The following is a 23,045-nucleotide window of genomic DNA, read 5'->3' as shown; positions in this document are numbered from 1 at the left end:
GAACGGCCCGGCGCTTCTTACCGGGACCGGCCGACGACCGCGACCGGGCATTCCGCGTGATGGACCACGCCGTGGACGACGGAGCCGAGCCCGGGCAGCCCCGATCGGTGACGGCTCACACCGACGACGAGCAGATCAGCCGTCCGCGACACCTTGGACAGGGCGGACACCGGGTGCCCGACGATCACCTCGTTCACCACCTCGACCAGCGGATACCGCTCGCGCAGCGGGGCGTAGGCGGCGATGACGCCCGCACGCCGCTCGTCGTTCATCTGGTCCTCGTCAACGGCGTACCCGGACTCGGCGAGGCTCGCGGGGATCTGCCAGGCGTGCACGACGCGCAGCCGCGCCCCGCGGACGGCGGCGGCGTCGAAGGCGTACTCCAGCACGTCGATCGCCTCGTCCTCGATGTCCCATCCCACCGCGACCTCCCCGCGGTCGGCGCCCGCTTCCCCGCGCACGACCACGACCGGGACGGGCGAGTGCCCGGCCACGCGAAGGCTCACGGAACCGAGCAGCAGACCGACGAAGCCGCCGCGCCCGCGCTGGCCGACGACCAGTTCCAGAGCCTTCTCCGACTCGTCCCGCAGCGCGTCGGGCGGCGTGTTGACCGCCAGCGCGGTGGTCACTCGCAGTTCGGGCCAGCGGGCCCGCACGTGTTTCTCGGCCTCCAGCAGGACGTCGCTTCCCGCACGTGACGCCCGCTCCGAGCCATCGGGCGGGGTGAACCGGCGAACCTGATACGGCCAGATCCGCGCCGCGTGCACGATGTGCAGCGGCCGGTGGCGCCGCGCCGCATCGGCGGCCGCCCACTCGACGGCACGCTTCGCGGCGCCGGACCCATCCGTTCCCACAACGACCGGTACGGGCATGGGCTCCTCCCAACGATCAGGCGGGTTTCACACTCATGAGCGCGAGCCTCCGCTCTGAGTGCCGGGCCGGGCGGCTTCCCAGGGCCCGTGGTTCCGAGCCGGGAAGGCCGCCCCCGGCCGGTCTAGACATCGTTCCCCGTGGAGGCGTGGACGACCGCCACCGGGCAGGGCGCGTGATGGGCCAGCGTGTGGCTGACCGAGCCGAGCAGCAGCCCGCGGAAGCCGCCCAGCCCCCGCGAGCCGACGACGAGCAGGCGTGCTCCGGCGGCCGCGTCCATCAGCACCTCCCTCGCCGGTCCGATCACGACATCGATCTCGGCGTTCACCGCGGGATGGCGCTCGCGCAGCGGGCGCATCCACCGGGCCAGCCGCGCCTCGGCCGCGGACCGCAGGTCGGCCTCGTCCACCAACGGCGGCAGCTCCCTCCCGGACATCGGCTCCCAGGCGACCACCACGCTCAGAGCGGACCCTCGCCCCTCCGCCTCGGCGAAGGCCAGCGCCAACGCCGACCGGGACGCCGGGGAACCGTCCACTCCGGCGATGATCCGGCCCGGACCCAGATCAAGGCGGCCGCGGACGAGCACGACCGGGCATGCGGCATGCGCGGCGACCTGCGCCCCCACGGAACCGAGCAGCAGGCCCGGGAAGCCGCCGGTGCCCCGGGGCCCCAGCACCACCAGGTCGGCGCTGCCGCCGACCTCGATCAGCTTGGCGGCGGCCGGCGCCCGCGCGAGGACCGCCCTCACCTTGATGTCGGGCGCCGCCCTCCGGGCGCGCTCGATACCGCCGTTCAGGATGTCCTCGGCCACGGCCCTCGGGTCGATGGCGGGCATGGTGGCCGGGCGTCCGACGCGGACGTCCCATGCGTGGAGCACGGTCAGCGGCACATCCCGCATTCGCGCCGCATCGGCGGCCCACTCAAGGGCGTGGACACTGCCCTCCGAACCGTCGTACCCGGCGACCACGCCGGTGATGGGCTGTTCGCTCATGTGCCGTCACCTTTGGTCTTGGTCTTACGGTGTGGCGCCTCGGCTCCCACCGATTCAGAGATGTCCCGCACGGTCGGCTGAACGGACGGGCCGTCCCGCCGGACGCGCCGGCGGAGGTTCCGGAACTGCCGGTGCTGCATGAGGAAATGCGCGGGCTCGCCGAAGAGGCGGCCCATGAGCCGGTCGGCCGCGGCCGGCCTCCCGCGGCCGCGCGTCCGGACGATCAGCCTCGTCCCGCCGCCGGGGAGCGGCCTCAGGTGGAAGGCCCAGATCCCGTCGGTGTACGCGTCGGGCATCGGGCCGCGCGGGTCGAACGGCCGTCCGGACGGAAGTTCGAGGTCGGACCTGAGCACGAGTGTCCTCGCGGGGTCGAGGACCGCGACGACGAAGTAGACCGCCCCGCTGGGCACCGCGGGCAAGCGGGTGCCGACGGCCACGTCCTGCCATCCGGGATGGATCTCGGCGGCGCTCCGCTCTCCCCTGTTGTCGAGGAGGTCCCAGCTGTACCAGCCGGCCCGCCCGCATCCCATCTGGACCAGCCACGGCCAGACCTCCTCCGGCGGCGCGGGCAGCGAGACAGCCATGGTCGACTGCGCGGTCGCCCCCTGAATGAGATCGTCTCCGGGATAGGAGGTGGTCGCCTCTTCCCGCGTCGCGCCCCAGCGCAGCAGACGAGGACGGACCAGGGCCGCGTAGGCACCGACCGCGAGAGCGGTGAACGCGGTGCTGCGAAGGGTCCTTCTCATTGTTCCCATCCCCTCTCGGCTGTCCTTTCCACGCTTCCTCTCGGCCCGATGAGCTTTCAGAGGCTTCCGCCCCGTTGCAGGGCGGACCTTCGGCCTTGGAGGAGCGGGACACAGGCCGGTGGCCATGGCCGCCGGGCCCCGGCGGGGTGGTTGAGGGTCGATCAGCCGCTGAGCAGCCGCAGCTTCCGGCGAGGGCTAGTCGCTGGGGTTCGGGGGTGCGTGGACGACCGCTACCGAGCAGGGCGCGTACTGCAGCAGGGCATGGCTGACCGACCCGAGCAGGAGGCCGCGGAAGCCGCCCAGCCCCCGTGAGCCGACGACGAGCAGACGCGCGCCCTGCGCGGCATTCAGCAGTACTTCTCGCGGATGGCCGACCAGGACTTCGGCCTGTGCGTCCACTCCCGGGTGAAGGTCCCGCAACGGGGCCGTCAACTGCTCCAACCGTGCCGTGGCCGCCTCCCGCATGCCGGTCTCGTCGACCAGCGGCGGAAGACCCTTCAGCGGCTCCGGCTCCCAGGCCGCCACCGCGTGCAGGGACAGTCCGTGCAGTTCGGCCTCGGCGAACGCCATCGCCAGCGCGGCCTGGGATGCCGGTGAACCGTCCACGCCGACCACGGCACGGCCCGGCTCCGCCCCCGGCTCCCGCTCCGGGGCTTCCCGGGCGATGACCACGGGGCATGAGGCGTGCGCGGCCACCTGCGCACTGACCGACCCGAGCAGCAGGCCGGTGAACCCGCCGAGGCCCCGCGGCCCCAGCACGATCAGGGCTGCGCTCTCGCCCGCCTCGATCAGCTTGGCGGCGGCCCGCCCGCATTCGAGCACCCCCTGGACCGGCACATCGGGCGCCTGCTTCCGGACGTGCTCGACCCCACCGTCCAAGGTCTCCTGCGCCAAAGGCCCCAGGTCCACCATCGGCATGGCCATCGAGCCTCCGCCGTAGGGCTGCCACGCGTGGATCACGGTCAGGGGCAGGCCGCGCGCCCGGGCCTCCTCGGCGGCCCAGTCCAAGGCGTGGACGCCGTTCTGCGAACCGTCGTAACCGGCGACGACACCGGTGACCGTCTCTGAGCTCATGCCGTTTCCCCCGCCTTGCGTGTGCCCCCTTGGACCCCTACATCCCCTCCCTCCAGAGCTTGAACGCACGGCCTCACCGAACGCGGACGCCGACACGGGCCGAACGGCCGCACCCGCGATGACGAAAGTCCCTGGAACGCACATCCACCCAGAACAACCCTGAAGGGGCTGGTCCAAATGACGGGCCCCCCAAGGAGACGCACATGTCCGCGCAACGAACGACAGTCCTCGTCGGAGTCGACGGCTCGCCCGCTTCAGACCACGCCATCACCTGGGCCGCGGACGAGGCCGCGCGGTTCGGGAAGTCCTTGAATCTGGTCCATGTCGTTGAGTCGGCGACGCTGGACCTGCCGGGACGCACGACAGACGGGATCTCGGAGGAACTCGTCCGGGCGGCGACCCGGATCCTGGAGGACGGGCGGGCCCAGGCGCTGCGGCAGCAGCCGGAACTCGCCGTGGAGACCATGCTCGTCCATGAGCGGAACGTGCCGGCCGGGCTCCGCCAGTATGCCGGCGACGCCACCGAGGTCGTCGTCGGGCACCGCGGGCGGGGCGGTTTCGCGGGGCTACTCCTCGGCTCCACCGCCCTGCGTCTTGCCGGGCGCTACCCCGGCCCGGTGATCGTGGTGCGCGGCCAGGACGAGCCCGCGTCCGGCGAGATCGTGATCGGGCTGGACCTGGTCGAGGATCCCTCGGCCGCGCTCGACCACGCGTTCGCCGCAGCGGCCGCACGCGAAGCGCGGCTGCGTGCGCTGTACGCCTGGCATCCCGCACCGCTCGCCGTCGAAGTGGGCGTGGACCTGCAGATCATCGCCGACACACGCCGCGAACACCTCGCCGCCACGTTGGCGCCCTGGCGGACTCGGCACCCGGACGTCGAGGTCATCGAGGACGTCGTCATCGGCCACCCGGTCGAGGCGCTCGGCCGTACCTCGGCCGGTGCCGGCCTTGTCGTCGTCGGCTCCCGGGGACGGTCGTTCCCGCTCGGCTCGGTCAGCCACGGCCTGATCCACCACGCCCGCTGCCCCGTCGCGGTCGTCCGTCCCTTCGAGTGACCGACCGATCCCGGTGTGGCCGGATGCCGCATGTCCAGATCGGGTCTGGCGGGCCAAGCGGAACAGGACTTTGGTCTGCCGGCCCGGGGACAGACGCCCGGCGCCCGGCCCGCGGCCTCGGTGATCGGCTGAGATCGCGGCGATCAGCCGCCGATGAGAGGAGGCGCTGATGAGTGGGAGACCGGCTCGCCGGAAGTTGGGGTTGTGGATGGCCACGGCTCTGGTGGTGGGCAACATGATCGGGTCGGGTGTGTTCCTGCTGCCCAGCTCGCTGGCGGAGTTCGGGCCGATCAGCCTGGTGGCGTGGGGGTTCACCGCGGCGGGGGCGATCCTGCTGGCGCTGGTGTTCGCACGCCTGTCGCGGGCCTACCCCCGAACCGGGGGCCCGTACGCCTACGCGCGGCGCGCGTTCGGTGATTTCGTGGGGTTCCAGACCGCGTGGGGCTACTGGATCGCGGTGTGGGCCGGCAACGCCGCGATCGCGGTGGCGTTCGTGGGCTACCTGGCGCACTTCTGGCCGTCGCTGGGCCAGGACAAGGTGGCGGCCGCGGCGGTGGGGGTCGCGACGATCTGGCTGCTGACCGCGGTCAACGCCTACGGCGTCCGCGAAGGCGGCGCCGTCCAGGTCGTCACCACCGTCATCAAGCTGGTGCCGCTGCTGATGATCGCGGTCGGCGGGCTGTTGTTCATCGAGCCGGGCAACTTCGGGGAGTTCAACGCCAGTGGCGGCAGCGCGTTCGGCGCGGTGACCGCGGCGGCGGCGCTCACGCTGTGGTCGTTCATCGGGCTGGAGTCGGCCACCGTCCCCGCCGAGGACGTCCAGGAACCGGAGAAGACCATCCCCCGCGCCACCGTCGCCGGGACGGCGGTGACCGCGCTGGTCTACATCCTGGGGACGGTGGCCGTGCTGGGGCTGGTCCCGGCCGCGGCGCTGGCGACCTCGACCGCGCCGTTCGCCGACGCCGCCGACGCCGCGTTCGGCGGGTGGGCCGCCGACCTGGTCGCGGCGGGCGCGGCGATCAGCGCGTTCGGCGCGCTCAACGGCTGGATCCTGCTGCAGGGCCAGATCCCGTTCGCCGCCGCCCGCGACGGGCTGTTCCCGCGGGTGTTCGCCCGCACCGGCCGCGGCGGCACACCCGTGGTCGGGCTGGTGGTCTCCAGCGTCCTGGTGACCGGGCTGATGCTGATGAACTACAACGCCGGCCTGGTCGACCAGTTCACCTTCATCATCCTGCTGGCCACCCTGACCACCCTCATCCCCTACGCCTACGCCTCGCTGGCCGAGCTGGTGCTGCTGGCCACCGACCGGGTCGCGTTCTCCGGCAGGCGCCTGGCCCGCGACGCGGTGATCGCGCTGCTGGCCTTCGGCTACACCGTCTGGGCCATCGCCGGCGCCGGCTACGAGGTCGTCTACAAGGGCACCCTGCTCATCTTCGCCGGCATGCCCGTCTACGCCTGGCTGAAATACCGCGAGCAGCGCACCGGCGTCCAAGCCGCCGGAGCCACCGAACCCGAACCGCCCGCGAAAGCCGCATGAGGGAAAGGCAACTCGTGTTCACCGTCTCCTCCGAGGTCGGGCGGCTGCGGCAGGTACTGCTGCACCGCCCCGACCTGGAACTGCTCCGCCTCACCCCCGCCAACAAGGACGACCTGCTCTTCGACGAAGTGCTCTGGGCCAAACGCGCCCGCCAAGAACACGACGTCTTCGCCGACACCCTCCGCGAACGCGGCGTCCAGGTCCACTACCTCGCCGACCTGCTCACCGAAACCCTCAAAAACGACCAGGCCCGCACCCACGTCCTCGACCACACCGCCTCCCAGACCGCACTCGGCGCCACCCTCGCCGGACCCGTCCGCGCCGCACTGCAGGACATGGACCCCCACACCCTCACCCGCCACCTCATCGGCGGACTCACCAAACAAGAACTCGGCCTGGCCGCCCACAGCCTGCTCCTGGCCTCCCTGGACGACGGCGACTTCGTCCTGCCGCCCCTGCCCAACCACCTGTTCACCCGCGACCCCTCCGCCTGGATCCACGACGGCCTCACCCTGCACCCGATGGCCAAACCCGCCCGCCGCCGCGAAACCATCCACCTGGACACCCTCTACCGGCACCACCCCATGTTCACCGGCACCGACATCCCCGTCTGGTACCCCGGCACCGACTTCACCCTGCCCTCCATCGAAGGCGGCGACATCCACGTCCTCGGCGACGGCGTCGTCCTCATCGGCATGAGCGAACGCACCACACCCCAAGCCATCGAACTCCTCGCCCAGCGGCTGTTCACCGCCGGCCGCGCCCACCACATCATCGCCGCGCAACTGCCCAAGCAGCGCGCGTTCATGCACCTGGACACCGTCATGACCATGGTCGACCGCGACGCCTTCGCCGTCTACCCCGAACTCCCCCCACTGCGCTCCTACACCCTCACCCCCGGCACCGGCACCGGCGACACCGTCACCGTCACCGTCACCGACAACGACGCGCTGTTCCCCGCCATCGCCCGCGCCCTCGGCCTGCCCCGCGTCCGCGTCCTGTCCGCCCAACAAGACGTCCGGGCCGCCGAACGCGAGCAATGGGACGACGGCGACAACGTCCTGGCCCTCGAACCCGGCGTCGTCGTCGCCTACGAACGCAACATCACCACCAACACCATGCTCCGCCGCAACGGCATCGAAGTCATCACCATCCCCGGCGGCGAACTCGGCCGCGGACGCGGCGGCCCCCGCTGCATGAGCTGCCCCCTCCAACGCGACGAGGTGACCCTGTGAAAGACCTGCTGCACGTCACCGACCTGACCGCCGGCGACCTGGCCCGGCTGCTTGAGCTCGCCAACGGCTTCCAGGACGACCCCAAGTCAGCGAGTCACCTGCTCGCCCACCGGATCGTGCCGATGTACTTCGCCAAACCGTCCACCCGCACCCGGCTGTCCACCGCCGCAGCGGTCACCCGACTCGGCGGCACACCCATCGCCGTCGGTCCCGACGAACTACAGCTGCGCCGGGGCGAGACCATCGGCGACACCGCCCGGGTGATGGGCTCCTACTCGGCGGCGATCGTGATCCGCACGTACGCCGACGCCGACGTCACCGACCTCGCCGCCGCAGCGCCCATCCCGGTCGTCAACGCCCTGACCGACGGACACCACCCACTCCAAGCCATCGCCGACCTGCTCACCGTCCAGGAACACTTCGGACAGCTCCGCGACCATCGCATCGCCTACGTGGGCGACGGCGGCAACGTCGCCCGCAGCCTGATGGAGGCCGCGGCCCTCGCCGGGATGGACATCGCCGTGGCGACTCCGCCCGGGTACGAGCCTCCGGACGAGGCCGTCGCCTTCACCGCCGCCGAGGCCGACCGGAACGGCGGCGGCTTCCTCCTCACCACCGACCCCGTCGAGGCGGTCAAGGGCGCCTCCGTCGTCTACACCGACGTCTGGCTGTCCATGGGCGACCCTGACGAGGATCAGGCACGCCGCCGGAAGGCGCTCACGCCCTACCGGGTGGACGAGAACCTCATGGCGCTCGCCCGCGACGACGCCGTCTTCATGCACTGCCTGCCCGCCCACCGCGGCCAAGAGGTCACCACCGGCGTCATCGACGGCGCCCGCTCCCTGGCGTTCCGGCAGGCCGCCAACCGGTTGCCCGCCACCCAGGCCGTCTTGTACGCGCTGCTCACCGACCGCCTGAACGGACGGCCGTGAGGGTCGTCGCAGCCCTCGGCGGCAACGCGCTGCTCCACCGGGGCGAACCACTCGACGCGTCCGTCCAGATCGGGCACATCCGTGAGGCGGTACGCGGACTGGCCACCGCAGCGGCCGGGAGCGAACTGGTCATCACCCACGGCAATGGACCGCAGGTCGGGCTGCTGGCCGTGGAAAGCGCCGCCGACCCGGCACTCTCCGCCCCCTACCCCCTCGACGTCCTCGGCGCCCAGACCCAAGGCATGATCGGCTACTGGCTGGCCCGCGAACTTCGCCGCGCCCTCCCCGGCCGCGAGGTCGTCGCCGTGCTCACCGAGACCGTCATCGACCTGGACGACGCGGCGTTCACCCACCCGACGAAGTTCGTCGGCCGCTCCTACGCGGCTCACGAGGCGCACAGGCTGCGGGCCGAGCACGGCTGGGCCGTCCGCCAGGACGGAGCGGCCTGGCGCCGGGTCGTCCCCTCCCCCGAGCCCCGCGCCATCGTGGAACTCCCCACGATCGCCCGGCTCGTCGACGACGGCTGCCTGGTCATCGCCGCCGGCGGTGGCGGCGTCCCGGTGGACCCGCACCATCGGGGAGTCGAGGCCGTGGTGGACAAGGACCTGACGGCGGCGCTCCTCGCCGAACACCTCAAGGCCGACATGCTGCTGCTCCTCACCGACGTCCCGGCCGTCATGCGCGACTACGGGACGGCGGACGCCCGTCCCATCGGTCGGATCACTCCTCGGGCATTGCGGGCGCTGGATTTGCCGGCCGGGTCAATGGGCCCCAAAGCGGAGGCGGCGTGCCGCTTCGCCGAGCACCGCCACGGCGCCGTCGCGGTCATCGGAGCGCTCGCCGACATCCCCGCGTTGCTGTCCGGCACTGCGGGCACCCGCATCGAGAACGGGAAGCCCTGCCACTGACCGAACCGGGGCCTACCGGGGAAGACTCCCATCGGGGTTTCCATACTCCTGCCGGGAAGGTAGTCGAGGCGACCATGAACGGAGGGCCATGAGCGACGAACTGCAGCGCCTCGATCCAGCCGTGTGCCTGACGCTCCTCCAGCAGGTGGCCGTCGGCCGGATCGCATGGGCTCATGACGACGGGACCGTCACCGTCCTGCCGGTCAACTTCGTCATGGACGGCGAGGCGGTCGTCTTCGCCACCGCCCCCGGCGCCAAACTCGAAGCCGTCCGCGGCGGGCGCCCGCTCACCTTCGAAGCCGACGACCTGGAACCGGCACTCCGGACCGCTTGGAGCATCCTCATCACCGGCCACGCCGACATCGTCACCGACCCGAGCGAGACCGAACGCCTGCGGAAACTACCGCTCACCCCCTGGATCCACTCCCCCAAGGACTCCTTCGTACGGCTGACGCCCCGCCACATCAGCGGACGCCGCATCCCCCTGCACCCCGGCGGAGTCACCACAGAACACATCAACCCGACAAACGACTCCACCTGACCACCGGCACGCACGTCCTGCGGCGGCGATGCGGCGCCCGGGGACCTTCGTCCCTGCCACCTGCGGCCGCCACCAGGGCAGCCTGGAGGCATGCAGCTCGACAAGAGCGGCCTGCAGCCCCTTGACCAGGACGAGTGCCGCGCCCTCCTCGCACACGCCGTGATCGGCCGTATCGTCTTCACCCACCGGGCGCTCCCGGCCGTCCAGCCGGTCAACTACACGCTCAGCCACGGCGACATCGTGATCAAGGTGTCCCGGTCGTCCAGACTCGCCACAGCCGCCGCCGACACCGTCGTGGCCTTCGAGATCGACCACCACGACACCGACACCCGGACCGGCTGGTCGGTCGTCGCCGTCGGCCACGCCCGCCGCGTCACCGACCCCCGCGAGGTCGCCACCCTGGAAGCCCTGCCCCTGCGCACATGGGCACCCAGGGAACGCGACACCTTCATCCGCATCCACCCCGAACTCATCACCGGCCGCCGCATCAACCGCACCGCCGAAGCGGCCAGCACACCCTGAACCCACTACATCGCCTACCGGGCCTTCGTCCGCGCCAAGGCCGCCTGCCTACGGCGGATGACGCAACAGCAGGACGCCCGCCGGGTGGGCGGGCGTCCTTGGGGGGTGTTGCTGTTGTTGGCTACTTGAGGAAGGGGAAGCGCTTGGCCAGGGCGGTGCCGCTCCACCAGCGGCCCAGGCCCAGGGTGTCGCCGGCGCTGACCAGGGCGAGCCCGATGATCAGGATCGCGTAGACGATGTGGTCGTCCATGAACAGGTTGTTCTCCGGGGGCAGGACCGCCGTCCACATCATGACCAGCAGCGCCGCGCCGCCGGCGGCGGCGATCCGCATCCCGATGCCCAGCATCAGCGCCGCACCGACCCCGGCCAGACCGATCATGAACAGCCAGTCCGCCCACGCCGCACCGGCCAGGTCGTTGTAGAACCCCGCGAACGGGCCCTTGGGGGCGTGCGCCAGGAACCCCTCGGTCGGGCTCCCGCCGTCCAGCCAGCCCTTCCCGGCCGGGGTCGCGTGGCCCAGACCGAACACCTTGTCCACGAACGCCCACACGAAGATCCAGCCCAGCGCCAACCGGGCCGCGGCCCAGGCGTAGCGGGCGGCGGGCGTCTCGGTCAGCGGCCTCGGCGCCACCACCTGGATCAGCGTGCCGCGCCCCGCATGCGTCTTGTGCTCGGAGACTGCCATCGCCGTCTCACCTTCCATCACATCGCCGGTTCCATCACCTATGACTCAACCGTCATCGCGGGGCGTGCTGTAGGTCCCTTCGGCGCACGATCACCGGGACAAAGGTCCCCGCGTATAGCGGGTTGAAGGGACTGAAGGTCCTTCGCCACCGGGGCTCCGGCCTCTGCCGGCACCGGCCGCCGGACGCCTAGCGTCGCCTCAGGCTGGTCGGAAGGGGACGGCGTCATGAAACGGGCGACGATGTGGACGCGTGTGAACCGCTGGCGCCGCCGTTGCGGTCTCGACGGCAATGACCTGCGGCGGGACGTGGACCGCGCCCAATGGAGGCTCGGCCTGACCATGCTCATCTTGTTCTTCGGCGCCGCCCCGCCTCTGGGCGTCCTCACAGCCCGGGTCGTCCACGACTCGGGCGTGCGGGCCGAGCGGCGCGCGGCCGCCGCGTGGCACCAGGTCGACGCGACCGTGGTCAACATCGCGAGAGAGCCCAGCCGGGACCGGGTCACCGTGGCATGGACGCGGCCGGACGGAACCCGCCAGACGGGTCAGTACACGACCTGGCCCGGATCCAGCGTCGGAAGCCGCGTCACGGTCTGGGCCGGCCCCGGCACCGTGTCGTTGCTCCCGCCACGGCGGCACCCCGAGACCATCACCCGGACCGGACTGGCCGTCACCGGCGTCACACTCGCCACGGGAGCGCTGCTGTTCGGCCTCTACCAGCTGGCCCGACGCAGGTACGACCGACGACGCGACCAACTCTGGGACGCCGCCTGGGCGCGCCTCGACAACCACCGCATCCGCTGATGGCGCGGGGGCGCTGGTGTGATCGGCGTTCCCATCGGCGCGGCTCGATGAGCGGGGCGGTGACCTTGGTTCGGGTCAGGCGTCCTTGAGCGGCGCCGTCCAGGTCAGGACCGTACCGCCATCTGGACGGGGTTCGGCGGTGAACGAGCCGCCGAGCTTTTCGGCGCGTTCGCTCATGTTGCGCAGGCCGCTGCGGCGGCCGCCTTCGGAGATGCCGACGCCGTCGTCCTCCACCCGCAGACACAGCACGTCATCGACGTCGATGGCCACGGTGACCTGCGACGCGCGGGCGTGACGCGCCACATTGGACAGGGCCTCGCGGACGACGGCCTGCAGATGCTCGCCGATCTCGTCATCGACAGCGGTGTCCAGCAGCCCGTCCAGCCGCACCGACGGCGCGAACCCCAACTGCTCGGCGGCGGCGTCCACCAGCGCATGCACCCGGCTGCGCAGCGACGCGACGTCCACCGGCGCCTGCAACGCGAAGATCGTGGAACGGATCTGGCGCATGGTGTCGTCCAGATCGTCCACCGCCCGCTGGATCCGGACCGCCACCTCCCGCTTCTGCGTGATCTTGATCGCCGCCATCAACGTCATCGCCGCCGCGAACAACCGCTGGATCACCGTGTCGTGCAGATCCTTGGCGATCCGGTCACGATCCTCCAGCAGCGCCAACCGCTCGGTGTCACGACGCCGATCGGCCAACTCCAGCGCCACCGCCGCCTGCCCCGCAAAAGCCTCCAGCAACCGCTGCGTCCCCTCCGAGAACACCGCGCCGCCCGGCGGGTTCACCACCGAGATCACCCCGCGCGCCGCGTCCCCCAGCCCCAGCGGAACGGCCAGCAGCGGACCGACCGGTACCTGTGTCGGCACCTTCGCCTCACGCGCCGCCTCACCGCCATCGGCCGACCGCAACGACACACCGTCCGTGAACACCGGACCGACCACCGAGTGATCCAGCGGAACCCGCAGGCCCTCCAGCCGCTCGCCGCCCTCGCCGTCCGCGGCCTCCACCACGAACTCCGCGCGGCCCTCCTCCAGAAGTGCCACCGCCGCCAGCCCGGCATCGGTGATCTCGCGGGCCCGCTGCGCCACCAGCGCCGTCACCTCATGCGGATCAGTACCCGACAACAGCGCCGTGGAGATCTCCGTCGACGCCTCCAACCACCGCTCCCGCCGCCGCGTCTCCTCGTACAACCGCGCGTTCTCGATCGCCACACCCGCCGCCGTGGCCAGCGCCGTCACCACGACCTCGTCCTCGGGATCGAACTCGCCGCCGCCGGCCTTCTCGGTCAGGTACAGGTTGCCGAACACCTCGTCGCGCACCAGGACGGGCACGCCCAGGAACGCCCGCATCGGCGGATGGTTCTCCGGAAAACCGGTGGAGTCGGGGTGCTCGGCCAGGTCCGGCAGCCGGATCGCATGCGGTTCACGGATCAGCAGCCCCAGGATGCCGTGCCCCTGCGGCCAGTGCCCGATCGCCTCGATCTCGTCCTCACCCACCCCCACGGTGATGAACTGGACGAGCCGCTCCCCTTCCTCGGCGATGACGCCGAGGGCGCCGTACCGCGCGTCCACCAGGGTCGTCGCCGCCTCGGTGATCCGCCGCAGCACCGACTCCAAATCCAGCTCACTACCGATCGAGACCACGGCCTCCAGCAGCGCATGCACACGATCACGAGTCGCCCGCGCGGCCTCCAACCGCGTCTGCAACTCCGTCAACAGGTCGTCAAGCTGCAACTGCGGAAGCACGAGCTTGGCCCGATCGTCACCGGCCCGGAGTGGGTCGACCATATGTCCAGTATTCCGGGCGGAAGCGGTGATGTCAGCTCTGGAACCCTGGCACCGGAGGCCCGATCATGTCTCCTCGATCACTTCTCCAACCGGTCGGCGCACCGTTCCCACGGCCAACCCCAGCAGCAGGTCGGCGCCCCCGGCCGCCTCGCCAGGCGCGGACGACCGTCCATGCGGCGGCTTCAGACTCCGTTGATGTGAGGGACGACCGCGACCGGGCAGTGCGCGTGGTGGATGAGCGCGTGCGTCACGGCGTGGCTGCGCGGCGCCGTCAGTCCCGTGCGAGGACGCGTGCCCGCGATCACGAGAGCGACGTCCCGGGACGCGGTGACGAGGGCGGCGGCGGGATTGTCCTGGACGATGTCCTCCACCACGTCCACGTCGGGGAAGCGTTCGCGCATCGGCGCGTGCGCCTCGATGACGCGCCATCGGGCCCGCTCCTCGATGCGCCGCAGGTCGCTTCCGGCCCCCGGCTCGTCCAGCGCCTCCGGGAACGGCCAGGCGTGCACGACGCGCAGCCTCGCGTTCCGTGTCGCGGCGGCCCGGAACGCGTACTCCAGGGTCGCGGAATCGTCCCCCAGACCGACGCCTACGGCGATCTCGGCCCGCTCGGCCTCCGGCTCGCCGCGGACCAGCACCACCGGGGAGGCGGTGTTCCGGACGACTCCGAGCCCGACCGACCCCAGCAGGAGCCCGGTGAAGCCGCCGAGGCCGCGGTGCCCCACCACCAGCTCGAACGACTCCCTGGACCATTCGGCCAGTACCTGCACCGTGCGTCCGGACGCCAGCTCGGCGCTCACCGGCACCTCCGGGCGGCGGGCGTGCGCGACGCGCTCGGCGTCGGCGAGCACCTCACCGCCGGCCCGCGACAGCGAACCGATCTCTCCGGGCGCGGCGGTCAGCGGGATGTCGAAAGGCCATTTCTCGATGGCGTGCACGATTCTCAGGTCACGCCCGTAGCGGGCCGCCTCATCGGCCGCCCATGCGACAGCGCGCTCGGACGGCACCGAGCCGTCAGCGCCGACGACGATCGGATCGGACATGGTCAGCTCCTCACATGGCCTGCGACGACCTCAGTCGCTGTCCGGCACGACGACGACAGGGCAACGTGTGTGGTGCAGCACTGTGTGGTTGACCCGGCCCAGCACCATTCCGGCCAGTGGGGCGCGCCTACGCCGCGCCCCCACCACGACCAGTCCCGCGTTCTCGGACGCCTCCACCAGCGCCCGGGCGGGAGTGCGTTCGGAGACGAGCTGGTCGATCGCGACGTCCGGGTACCGCTCGCGGTAGCCGGCCAGGGACTCCGACAGCTCCAGGTCCTCGATCACCCGGCGGCGCGGCGAGAACTCGCCGCCCACCGCGTGCAGGGCGAGGACCCTCGAACCGCGCGACGCGGCCTCCTTGAACGCCCATCCGACGGAGGTCCGCTCGTCGTCCAGCCCCTCGATCCCGATCACGATCTCCACCGGGGCGCCGGACGGGTATGGAGCCGACCGCGGCACCACCAGAACCGGACACCGGGCATGCGCGGCGACGTACAAGCCGACAGAGCCGAACAGCAGGCCCTCGAACCCGCCCTGACCACGCGAACCCACCGCCACCAGGTCCGCGTGCTCGCTCTCCTCCACCAGCGCCCGAGCCGGGTCGGCCGGGACCAGACGCGTCTCCACGTTGATCTCCGGGCGGAGCTTCAGCGCGTACTGGCGGGCCTCGCCGAGCAGATCCTCACGCTCGGCGATCAAGCGGCGCAGCGCGTCCGGCGGGATCGTCCCCTCGTCCAGCAGAGCACGCGAGCCGTGCACCAAGAGGAGCGGACGTCGATGGCGGTCGGCATAGTCCGCCGCCCAGTCCAGCGCCCGCCACGCATGCGCGGATCCATCGATTCCCACGACGATCGGAGACGACATCGGCCATCCCTCCTGAGTCATCGTTCACATTCATTTCCGGCGCCACGGCGAAGGCGGGGACCTGCGGCCACCACCGGGGACCGCAGGTTCCCTTGCCGGTTCACCGGGTCAGGACGACCTTGAGCGCGCCGGTCTCGGCGGCGTCGGCGAAGACGTCGTAGGCCTTGGGGAACTCGTCGAGGGTGAAGTGGTGGGTGACGAATCGCGCGGCGTCGATCTGGCGTCCGGCGAGCAGGCGGAGCAGGGTCGGGGTCGAGGAGGTGTCGACCAGGCCCGTGGTGATGGTGATGTCCCGGATCCACTGCTCCTCCAGGTGCAGCGCGGCCGGGGCGCCGTGCACGCCGATGTTGGCGATGTGGCCGCCCGGCCGGGCGAGGGCCACCGTCAACTCGAAGGCGTCGGGGACGCCGACCGCCTCGATCGCCACGTCCGCGCCGAGCCCGCCGGTGAGGTCCCGGACGGCCGCGAGCGGATCCTGCCGCGAGTTGTTGACGGTGATGTCGGCGCCGAACCGCTCGGCCGCCTCCAGGCGGCTGTCGGCCAGGTCGATCGCGATGACGCGGCTCGGGCTGAACAGCCGCGCCCCCATGATCGCCGATAGCCCGATCGGGCCCGCGCCCACGACCGCGACGGTGTCGCCGGGACGGACGGCGCCGTTGAGCACCCCGACCTCGTAGCCCGTCGGCAGGATGTCGGCCAGCATGAGCACGTCCTGCGCCGGCACCCCGTCGGGCACCGGGTGCACGGACGTGTCGGCGAACGGCACCCGGACGTACTCGGCCTGCGTCCCGTCGATCATGTGGCCGAGGATCCACCCGCCGCCGCCCAGGCACTGCCCGTACCGGCCCTCGCGGCAGAACCGGCAGGTCCCGCACGCGGTGATGCAGGACACCAGCACCTGGTCGCCGGGCTTGACCGTCCGCACGGCCGGGCCGACCGCCTCGATCGTGCCGACCGCCTCGTGGCCGAGGATCCGCCCGTCGGTCACCGCCGGGACGTCTCCCTTGAGGATGTGCAGGTCCGTCCCGCAGATCGTCACCGCGTCGACCCGGACGATCGCGTCGCCGTCCTCGACGATCCGCGGCTCCGGCACCTCTTCCCACGCCTTGTTCCCGGGGCCGTGGTACACCATGGCCTTCATGACGTGCCTCCTTCATCGGTTCGGCTGAAGTTTCGAAGTCGGGTTCGGTGGAGCGACGTCGGTGCTGCCCGCCGTCCTCGCGCGGGCGCTAACGTCCCTGCCCGGCCGCCCCGGTGCTCGCCGGCTCGGAGCCCGGCTCCGCACCGCCCATGTCGAGCCGGAACGGCGGATACCGGTCGGTCATCAGGAAGGCGTAGCCGGCCACGCGCAGCGTCCAGCGGTTCATGCCCATGACCAGATCGAAGATGCCGCGCAGGTAACGCGTGGTGAACAGCAGGGCGATGGCGGTGATGAGGACCAGCAGCCCGACCAGGCCGACGGCGTTCCATCCCGCGTCGTCGCCGCCGATGGCGGCACCGGTGAACAGGGCGACCACCAGGTAGTGCGGGATCGCCAGCAACCACCACTTCACCAGGACGAGTCCTCGTGACAACTGCTCCGGGTAGTCGATGTCCAGCCGGGCGGGATACTCGGGAACGTCCTTCAGCGTGAAGGGCGGGTACCGGTCCGTGGCGAGCGCGCCATAGCCGTAGAAGGCCACCCGCCACGCCCAGCGCAGCACTCCGAGGTTGAACTCGAAGATCGACCGCGGATAGCGGCCCGTGAACAGGATCGCGAAGAACGCGACCGCCGTGAGCACCGCGAACGCGATTCCGAGGAAGAACAGCACGATGTAGTGCGGAATCAGCAGCAGCCATTTCAGCAGCCACAGCCACCGCGACAGCGGCTCGTCCAGCCGGCCGTCCACCCTGACCGGCATCTGTTGACCGTGCACGTCGGCCTCCTTCGGTCAGGCACCCCGGCCGCCCGATGACGGTCGGACACCACCTACTCCGAGCGTCACCCCCACAGCCGCCAGGCTGTAGGGATAAATGTCCATGCCCCTGAGGGACTAAGGTCACCTGGCCCTCTGTGGGGCGTTGGCCCCAGACCCAGTCAGCTTTCCCGGCGGTGCGAGGGTGGCGGTGGAGCCATCGGTTGCCGGGTTCGGCGTGGGGTGTGGTGGTATGTGGTCGGTGCGGAAGTGATCTGGTTGGGGAGCCGCCCTGTCTGGTTGGAATCGTTTGTCGCCGGTCCGGAGGCCGCGCGGGTCGCTGGTGCTGGAGCGGTTCCAGCATCCGGCGCAGGTGGTGGTCAGCGGGTTCGCCGTCGTGATCGCCGCCGGGACGCTCCTGCTGTCGTTGCCGCAGGCGACCGAGAGCGGGGACGCGGCGCACTGGCGGGACGCGTTGTTCACCGCGACGTCGGCGGTGTGCGTCACCGGGTTGATCACCGTGGACACCGGTTCGTACTGGTCGTCGTTCGGTGAGGTCGTGATCCTGGGATTGATCCAGGTGGGCGGGCTGGGGTTGATGACGCTGGCCACCTTGTTCGCGATCCTGCTGTCGCGGCGGCTGGGGCTGCGGGCGAGGATGGCGGCCCAGCTCGAGACCAAGACCATGCGGATGACCGACGTGCGGCGCGTCGTCCGGCAGGTGGTGGTGTTCAGCCTGGTCTCGGAGGCGCTGATCGCGGCGGTGCTGACCGTCCGGCTGGTCCTCGGCTACGGCGAACCGGTCGGCCGCGCCCTCTACCTGGGGGTCTTCCATGCGGTGTCGGCGTTCAACAACGCCGGGTTCGCGCTGTGGCCCGACAACCTCGTCCGCTTCGCGGCGGACCCGTGGATCACGCTGGCGATCTGCGCGGCCGTCATCGTCGGCGGGCTCGGCTTCCCCGTGGTGTTCGACCTGGCGCGCAACTGGCGGCGTCCTCGCGTCTGGACGGTCCTCACGCGCGTCACCCTGGGCATGACGGCGGTGCTCCTGGCCGGCGGCATGCTCATCCTGACGGCCGCCGAGTGGGACAACCCGGAGACGCTGGGCGGTCTGCCCACGCCGGCCCGCTGGCTGGCGGGCTTCGCGTCGGCGGTCATGCCGCGCACGGCCGGGTTCAACACCGTCGACATCGCCCAGATGCGGCCGGAGAGCTGGGTGGCCACCGACGTGCTGATGTTCATCGGCGGCGGCAGCGCCGGCACCGCGGGCGGCATCAAGGTCACCACCTTCGGGCTGCTGGCGTTCGTGCTGTGGGCGGAGATGCGCGGGGAACCGCGGGTGAACGTCGGCCACCGCCGGCTCCCGGACGGCACCCAGCGGCAGGCGATGGCGATCGTCCTGCTGAGCCTCGGCCTGGTCGCCAGCGTGACCTTCGCTCTCCTCACGCTGACCTCGTACTCCCTGGACCAGGTGCTGTTCGAGGTCACCTCGGCGTTCGGCACCGTCGGCCTGTCCACGGGCATCACCGCCGACATCCCGGCCGGCGGGCAACTGCTGCTGATCGGCCTGATGTTCATCGGCCGCATCGGCCCGCTGACGTTCGCCACCGCGCTCGCACTGCGCGAGCGCGCGCAACGCTACGAGCTACCGGAGGAGCGACCCATCGTTGGCTGACCACAGGAACGACCCCGTCGTGGTGATCGGGCTGGGGCGGTTCGGCACCGCGCTGGCCCTGGAACTGGCCAGGCGCGGCAGCGAGGTGCTGGCCATCGACCACCGTCCCAAGATCGTCCAAGCCCTGGCGGGACAGCTGACCCATGTCGTCACCGCGGACGCCACGGACCTGCAGGCGCTGCGTGAACTCGGCGTCGCGGAGTTCCACCGCGCGGTGGTGGCCATCGGCGGCGACCTTGAGGCCAGCATCCTGACCACGTCGCTGCTGACCGAACTGGAGGTCGACGACATCTGGGCCAAGGCCGTCACCCATCAGCACAAGCGCATCCTGGAGCGGATCGGCGCGCACCACATCGTCCTGCCCGAGAGCGACATGGGAGAGCGGGTCGCGCATCTCGTCAGCGGCCGCATGCTCGACTACATCGAGGTGGACGAGAACTTCGCGCTGGTCAAGACGCATCCGCCGCGCGACATCGTCGGCGTCCCGCTGGGAGACACCCGCCTGCGCTCCCGGCACGGGGTGACGGTGGTGTCCGTGAAGTCGGTCGGTGAGCAGTTCACCTACGCGACCGCCGACACCGTCCTGCAGTACGGCGATGTGATCCTGGTCGCCGGGCCCATCGCCGAGGCCGAACGCTTCGCCGAGCGCCGGTGACGAGGCCGATCGCCGAAGACCGGCGTCGGTGCGACCGGGTTCGCCGCGGCACGCGACGACGGGCCCACGGGATGCGGCGGGAAACGAGCGTGGAAAGCGCCTCCGAATCCCGTTAGTGTCGTGGCCTGGTGAGCCGGGAAGTCTGGTCGGCGCTACTGTCGCCGACCCCGGAAGACCCCCATGACGAACCTGCTGCTCGCCTTCGCCGCCATGTTGCTGCTCGCGGTGCTGGTGTCGAACCTGGCGCACCGGACCGTGCTGTCGACGGCGGCGCTGTTCCTGGTCGGCGGGTTCCTGCTCGGCGACGGCGTCACCGGCCTGGTCTCCCTGCAGCCCGGGGACGAGATCGTGTCGCGGCTGGCGGAGCTGGCCCTGTTCGCCGTGCTGTTCACCGACGGCATGCACGCCGGCTGGCACGACCTGCGCAGCGCCTGGCGGCTCCCCGGACGCGCCCTGGGCTGGGGCCTCCCGCTGACCCTGGGGATCACGGCGCTCTTCGCGCACTACCTCGTCGGGCTGGGCTGGGTGGAGGCGCTGCTGATCGCCGCCGTCCTCACCCCGACCGACCCCGTGTTCGCGGCCGCGCTCGTCGGCAACGAGAAGGTGCCGCCGCGGCTGCGCCACCTGCTGAACGTGGAGTCGGGCGTCAACGACGGGCTCATCCTGCCGTTCGTGGTGGTCTTCCTGGCGATCGCGCAGGGCGAGGAGGACCTGCACTTCGGTGAACTGGCGGGCGAACTGGCCGGCGGGCTCGCCATCGGGGTGGCGATCCCGTGGGGCGCGATCATGCTGGTGCGGACCCGGTGGTTCGCGATCGCGCCGAAGTACGAGCCGCTGAACGCCGTCGCGATCGGCCTGCTGGTGCTGGCGACGGCGCAGGCCACGCACGGCAACCTGTTCCTGGCCGCGTTCGCCGCCGGCGTCACCGTCGCCACCGTCGGGCACGAGCACCGGGAGGCGTTCGAGCAGTTCGGCGAACTGGTCGCCGAACTGCTCAAGCTCGCCGCGCTGCTGGTGTTCGGCGCGCTGCTGTCCCCCGCGTTCCTCGGCGACGTCGGCTGGGCGGGCTGGGCCTTCGCCGTCCTCGCGCTGGTGGTCGCGCGGCCGGTCGCGATCTGGGTGTCGTTCCTGCGCTCCCGGCTGACGATGCGGGAGCAGGCCGCGGTGATGTGGTTCGGCCCCAAGGGCTTCGCCTCGGTCGTCTACGGCCTGCTCGTACTGGAGTCGGGGATCGCCGCCGGCGACCACATCTTCCACCTCGTCGGCGCCACCATCGCGCTGTCGATCCTCGCGCACTCCTCCACCGACATCATCGTCGCGCGCAGCTTCGACGACGAACGCGAGGTGCCGGCGTGGCACGGCAGAGCGCGGGCACGCCTGCAGAAGACCCGCCGCGCCGCGCCGGGACCGGACGCGGCCGACCCGCCGGCGGACTCCGGCGGCGCCGCCCGCGAACGTCCGGAATGAGCAGGCGCCGCAATCGGCGGCATCGGCATCAGGACTTGGCCTCGGTCGTGGACCTCTCCTCCGTCGACCGGTCCTGGAAGTAGGCGCGGGTCTCCCGCCAGACCAGCGGCCCCAGGATCACCAGGCCGATCAGGTTGGGCAGCGCCATCAGTCCGTTCATCACGTCCGAGAAGGTCCACACGGCGGTGAGGGTCGAGACCGAGCCGACGTAGATGGCCACGATGAAGATGACCCGGTAGGGCAGGACGGCCCGCCTGCCGAACAGGTACTCCATGCAGCGCTCGCCGTAGTAGGACCAGCCGAGCAGGGTGGAGAAGGCGAAGAAGAGCACGCCCACGGTGACGATGACGCTGCCCCAGTCGCCGGGCAGGCCGTCGTCGAAGGCGCGGGCGGTGAAGGTGGCCGCCTCGTCCTTGCCGCCGGTCTTCCAGGCGTCGGTCACCAGGATCGTCAGCGCGGTGAAGCTGACCACGACCAGGGTGTCGATGAAGGTCTGGGTCATCGACACCAGCGCCTGCCGGACCGGGTGCGTGGTCTTGGCCGCGGCGGCGGCGATGCCGCCGGTGCCGAGCCCGGACTCGTTGGAGAAGATGCCCCGCGCGACGCCGTAACGGACGGCGGCCGCCACCCCGGCGCCCACGAAGCCGCCGGTGGCCGAGGTCCCGGAGAACGCGTCGCTGAAGATGAGCCCGATCGCGCCGGGCAGTTCCTCGATCTCGTACGCCAGCACCGCGGCGGCGCCCACGATGTAGAACACGATCATCACCGGGACGAAGGCACTGGTGATCCGGCCGATGCTCTTGATGCCGCCCAGGATGACGGCGGCGGCCAGCAGGGTCACGATCACGCCGGTCGCCCAGGGCGCCAGGCCCCACTCGTCCTCGACGTTCTCGGCGACGGTGTTGGCCTGCACCATGTTCCCGATGCCGAACGCCGCGACGGCGCCGGCGATCGCGAAGAACCCGCCCAGGAACCAGCCGAGGCGCCCCTTGATGCCCTCCCGGAGGTAGTGCATGGGTCCGCCGCTCTGTTCACCGGCGGCGTCGGTGCGGCGGAACCGCACGCCGAGGTAGGCCTCGCTGTACTTGGTGGCCATCCCGACCAGGCCGGTGCACCACATCCAGAACACCGCGCCCGGCCCGCCCAGCGCGATGGCGGTCGCCACACCCGCGATGTTGCCGACGCCCACCGTGGCGGCCAGCGCCGTCGTCAACGCCTGGTAGTGCGCGATGTCGCCGGGGACGTCGTCGTCTTCCTTGCGTTTGAAGAACGCCAGCCAGAAGGCCAGCCGGAAATGCCGGAACTGCAGGCCGCGGAGCAGGATCGTCAGGTAGAGGCCGGTCAGCAGCAGCAGCGGGATCAGCAGCCACGGTCCCCAGACGAAAGTGCTGACATCGGACAGGAAGGTCTCAAGCGACTTCATGGAACCACCGGGGGGCGAGGGGCTTCGGGAACTTCCCTGGACCGTAACCCGGCATTTCGGTCTTGTGAAGATCCTTTATGGGTCCGTCGGGCGCGGTGCCCCGGACGGCCCGGCCCCGGATCGCATGAAGTCGGTGATGGCGGCGGCGATGGCCGCGTAGTCGTCGCCGAGCGCCAGACCGCCAGGATCGTGTACCCCGCGTCGGCGAGCACCTCCTCGCCGACGCGGCAGCCCGGCCCGCATGTGCCCTCCGTGCACCATGGGCGAGCATCCGTCATGGGCAGGTTGGCAGTCCGGAGCGGCGCGCTTACAGTGGCGGCTGGAGTGCCGGG

The 23,045-nt window shown here is 71.3% G+C and carries 22 protein-coding genes; 11 read left to right on the top strand and 11 right to left on the bottom strand.

Translation table 11 applies throughout. From position 1 onward, the window contains the following. Positions 1–17 precede the first annotated feature (17 nt). The 4 genes from ACGFI1_RS36660 to ACGFI1_RS36645 form a co-directional block, all read right to left on the bottom strand. On the bottom strand, positions 18–872 hold the full coding sequence (locus ACGFI1_RS36660; RefSeq protein ID WP_392792053.1) for a universal stress protein: 855 nt from the start codon (positions 870–872) through the stop codon (positions 18–20). 122 nt (positions 873–994) lie between these two features. Further along, complete coding sequence (locus ACGFI1_RS36655) at positions 995–1,861, bottom strand: universal stress protein (protein WP_392792051.1); 867 nt, start codon at positions 1,859–1,861, stop codon at positions 995–997. Further along, entirely contained in the window at positions 1,858–2,607 is a 750-nt protein-coding gene (locus ACGFI1_RS36650) for a hypothetical protein (protein ID WP_392792049.1), read from the bottom strand. Before ACGFI1_RS36650 ends, ACGFI1_RS36655 begins: the two co-directional genes overlap by 4 nt. 195 nt (positions 2,608–2,802) lie before the next feature. Beyond that, positions 2,803–3,681, bottom strand: coding sequence for a universal stress protein (locus ACGFI1_RS36645; RefSeq protein ID WP_392792047.1), 879 nt, complete (start codon positions 3,679–3,681; stop codon positions 2,803–2,805). Positions 3,682–3,884: 203 nt separating this feature from the next. On the opposite strand from ACGFI1_RS36645, the gene ACGFI1_RS36640 reads away from it, so the two are divergent. From ACGFI1_RS36640 to ACGFI1_RS36610, 7 genes are all read left to right on the top strand, one after another. Further along, entirely contained in the window at positions 3,885–4,736 is an 852-nt protein-coding gene (locus ACGFI1_RS36640; RefSeq protein ID WP_392792045.1) for a universal stress protein, read from the top strand. Positions 4,737–4,944: 208 nt separating this feature from the next. Next, complete coding sequence (locus ACGFI1_RS36635; RefSeq protein WP_392792043.1) at positions 4,945–6,273, top strand: amino acid permease; 1,329 nt, start codon at positions 4,945–4,947, stop codon at positions 6,271–6,273. Continuing rightward, entirely contained in the window at positions 6,270–7,508 is a 1,239-nt protein-coding gene (locus ACGFI1_RS36630) for an arginine deiminase (RefSeq protein WP_392792041.1), read from the top strand. Before ACGFI1_RS36635 ends, ACGFI1_RS36630 begins: the two co-directional genes overlap by 4 nt. Further along, positions 7,505–8,440, top strand: a complete 936-nt coding sequence (gene argF / locus ACGFI1_RS36625) for an ornithine carbamoyltransferase (RefSeq protein ID WP_392792039.1) — start codon at positions 7,505–7,507, stop codon at positions 8,438–8,440. Before ACGFI1_RS36630 ends, argF begins: the two co-directional genes overlap by 4 nt. After that, positions 8,437–9,348, top strand: coding sequence for a carbamate kinase (locus ACGFI1_RS36620; RefSeq protein WP_392792037.1), 912 nt, complete (start codon positions 8,437–8,439; stop codon positions 9,346–9,348). Before argF ends, ACGFI1_RS36620 begins: the two co-directional genes overlap by 4 nt. An 88-nt stretch (positions 9,349–9,436) precedes the next feature. After that, complete coding sequence (locus tag ACGFI1_RS36615) at positions 9,437–9,889, top strand: pyridoxamine 5'-phosphate oxidase family protein (protein ID WP_392792034.1); 453 nt, start codon at positions 9,437–9,439, stop codon at positions 9,887–9,889. 90 nt (positions 9,890–9,979) lie between these two features. Next, positions 9,980–10,411 carry a pyridoxamine 5'-phosphate oxidase family protein gene (locus tag ACGFI1_RS36610; RefSeq protein ID WP_392792032.1) on the top strand — a complete coding sequence of 144 codons (432 nt, stop codon included), beginning with the start codon at positions 9,980–9,982 and terminating at the stop codon, positions 10,409–10,411. A 121-nt stretch (positions 10,412–10,532) separates the two neighbouring features. Here the strand turns inward: ACGFI1_RS36610 and ACGFI1_RS36605 are convergent, their stop codons facing one another. Further along, on the bottom strand, positions 10,533–11,096 hold the full coding sequence (locus ACGFI1_RS36605; protein ID WP_392792030.1) for a hypothetical protein: 564 nt from the start codon (positions 11,094–11,096) through the stop codon (positions 10,533–10,535). 225 nt (positions 11,097–11,321) lie between these two features. Between ACGFI1_RS36605 and ACGFI1_RS36600 the strand changes: the two genes are divergently transcribed. Continuing rightward, positions 11,322–11,897, top strand: coding sequence for an Rv1733c family protein (locus tag ACGFI1_RS36600; RefSeq protein WP_392792028.1), 576 nt, complete (start codon positions 11,322–11,324; stop codon positions 11,895–11,897). Between the two features lie 75 nt (positions 11,898–11,972). Here ACGFI1_RS36600 and ACGFI1_RS36595 read toward each other — a convergent pair whose 3' ends face one another. The 5 genes from ACGFI1_RS36595 to ACGFI1_RS36575 form a co-directional block, all read right to left on the bottom strand. Beyond that, entirely contained in the window at positions 11,973–13,691 is a 1,719-nt protein-coding gene (locus ACGFI1_RS36595) for a sensor histidine kinase (RefSeq protein WP_392792026.1), read from the bottom strand. Between the two features lie 182 nt (positions 13,692–13,873). Then, entirely contained in the window at positions 13,874–14,734 is an 861-nt protein-coding gene (locus ACGFI1_RS36590; protein WP_392792023.1) for a universal stress protein, read from the bottom strand. A 30-nt stretch (positions 14,735–14,764) separates the two neighbouring features. Further along, on the bottom strand, positions 14,765–15,598 hold the full coding sequence (locus ACGFI1_RS36585) for a universal stress protein (RefSeq protein ID WP_392792021.1): 834 nt from the start codon (positions 15,596–15,598) through the stop codon (positions 14,765–14,767). A gap of 100 nt (positions 15,599–15,698) precedes the next feature. Next, positions 15,699–16,739 (bottom strand): zinc-dependent alcohol dehydrogenase family protein, encoded by a 1,041-nt coding sequence (locus ACGFI1_RS36580; protein WP_387068304.1) that lies wholly within the window; start codon positions 16,737–16,739, stop codon positions 15,699–15,701. An 88-nt stretch (positions 16,740–16,827) separates the two neighbouring features. Continuing rightward, on the bottom strand, positions 16,828–17,499 hold the full coding sequence (locus tag ACGFI1_RS36575) for a DUF4389 domain-containing protein (RefSeq protein WP_392792337.1): 672 nt from the start codon (positions 17,497–17,499) through the stop codon (positions 16,828–16,830). A gap of 304 nt (positions 17,500–17,803) precedes the next feature. Between ACGFI1_RS36575 and ACGFI1_RS36570 the strand changes: the two genes are divergently transcribed. The 3 genes from ACGFI1_RS36570 to ACGFI1_RS36560 all read left to right on the top strand — a co-directional run bounded on the left by ACGFI1_RS36570 (position 17,804) and on the right by ACGFI1_RS36560 (position 21,290). After that, positions 17,804–19,168: a TrkH family potassium uptake protein gene (locus ACGFI1_RS36570; protein ID WP_392792018.1), complete on the top strand. Its 1,365-nt coding sequence runs from the start codon at positions 17,804–17,806 to the stop codon at positions 19,166–19,168. Further along, the gene (locus ACGFI1_RS36565) at positions 19,161–19,823 is read left to right on the top strand and encodes a potassium channel family protein (RefSeq protein ID WP_386868209.1); all 663 of its coding nucleotides are present in this window, start codon (positions 19,161–19,163) and stop codon (positions 19,821–19,823) included. Before ACGFI1_RS36570 ends, ACGFI1_RS36565 begins: the two co-directional genes overlap by 8 nt. A gap of 180 nt (positions 19,824–20,003) precedes the next feature. Beyond that, positions 20,004–21,290 carry a cation:proton antiporter gene (locus tag ACGFI1_RS36560; protein ID WP_392792016.1) on the top strand — a complete coding sequence of 429 codons (1,287 nt, stop codon included), beginning with the start codon at positions 20,004–20,006 and terminating at the stop codon, positions 21,288–21,290. Positions 21,291–21,318: 28 nt separating this feature from the next. Here the strand turns inward: ACGFI1_RS36560 and ACGFI1_RS36555 are convergent, their stop codons facing one another. Next, on the bottom strand, positions 21,319–22,713 hold the full coding sequence (locus ACGFI1_RS36555) for an alanine/glycine:cation symporter family protein (protein WP_392792014.1): 1,395 nt from the start codon (positions 22,711–22,713) through the stop codon (positions 21,319–21,321). Positions 22,714–23,045 lie beyond the last annotated feature (332 nt).

Origin of the sequence: Actinomadura geliboluensis, assembly GCF_043197915.1 — a bacterium.
Taxonomy (GTDB): domain Bacteria; phylum Actinomycetota; class Actinomycetes; order Streptosporangiales; family Streptosporangiaceae; genus Spirillospora; species Spirillospora geliboluensis.
This window is presented reverse-complemented; position numbering and strand designations above follow the sequence as displayed.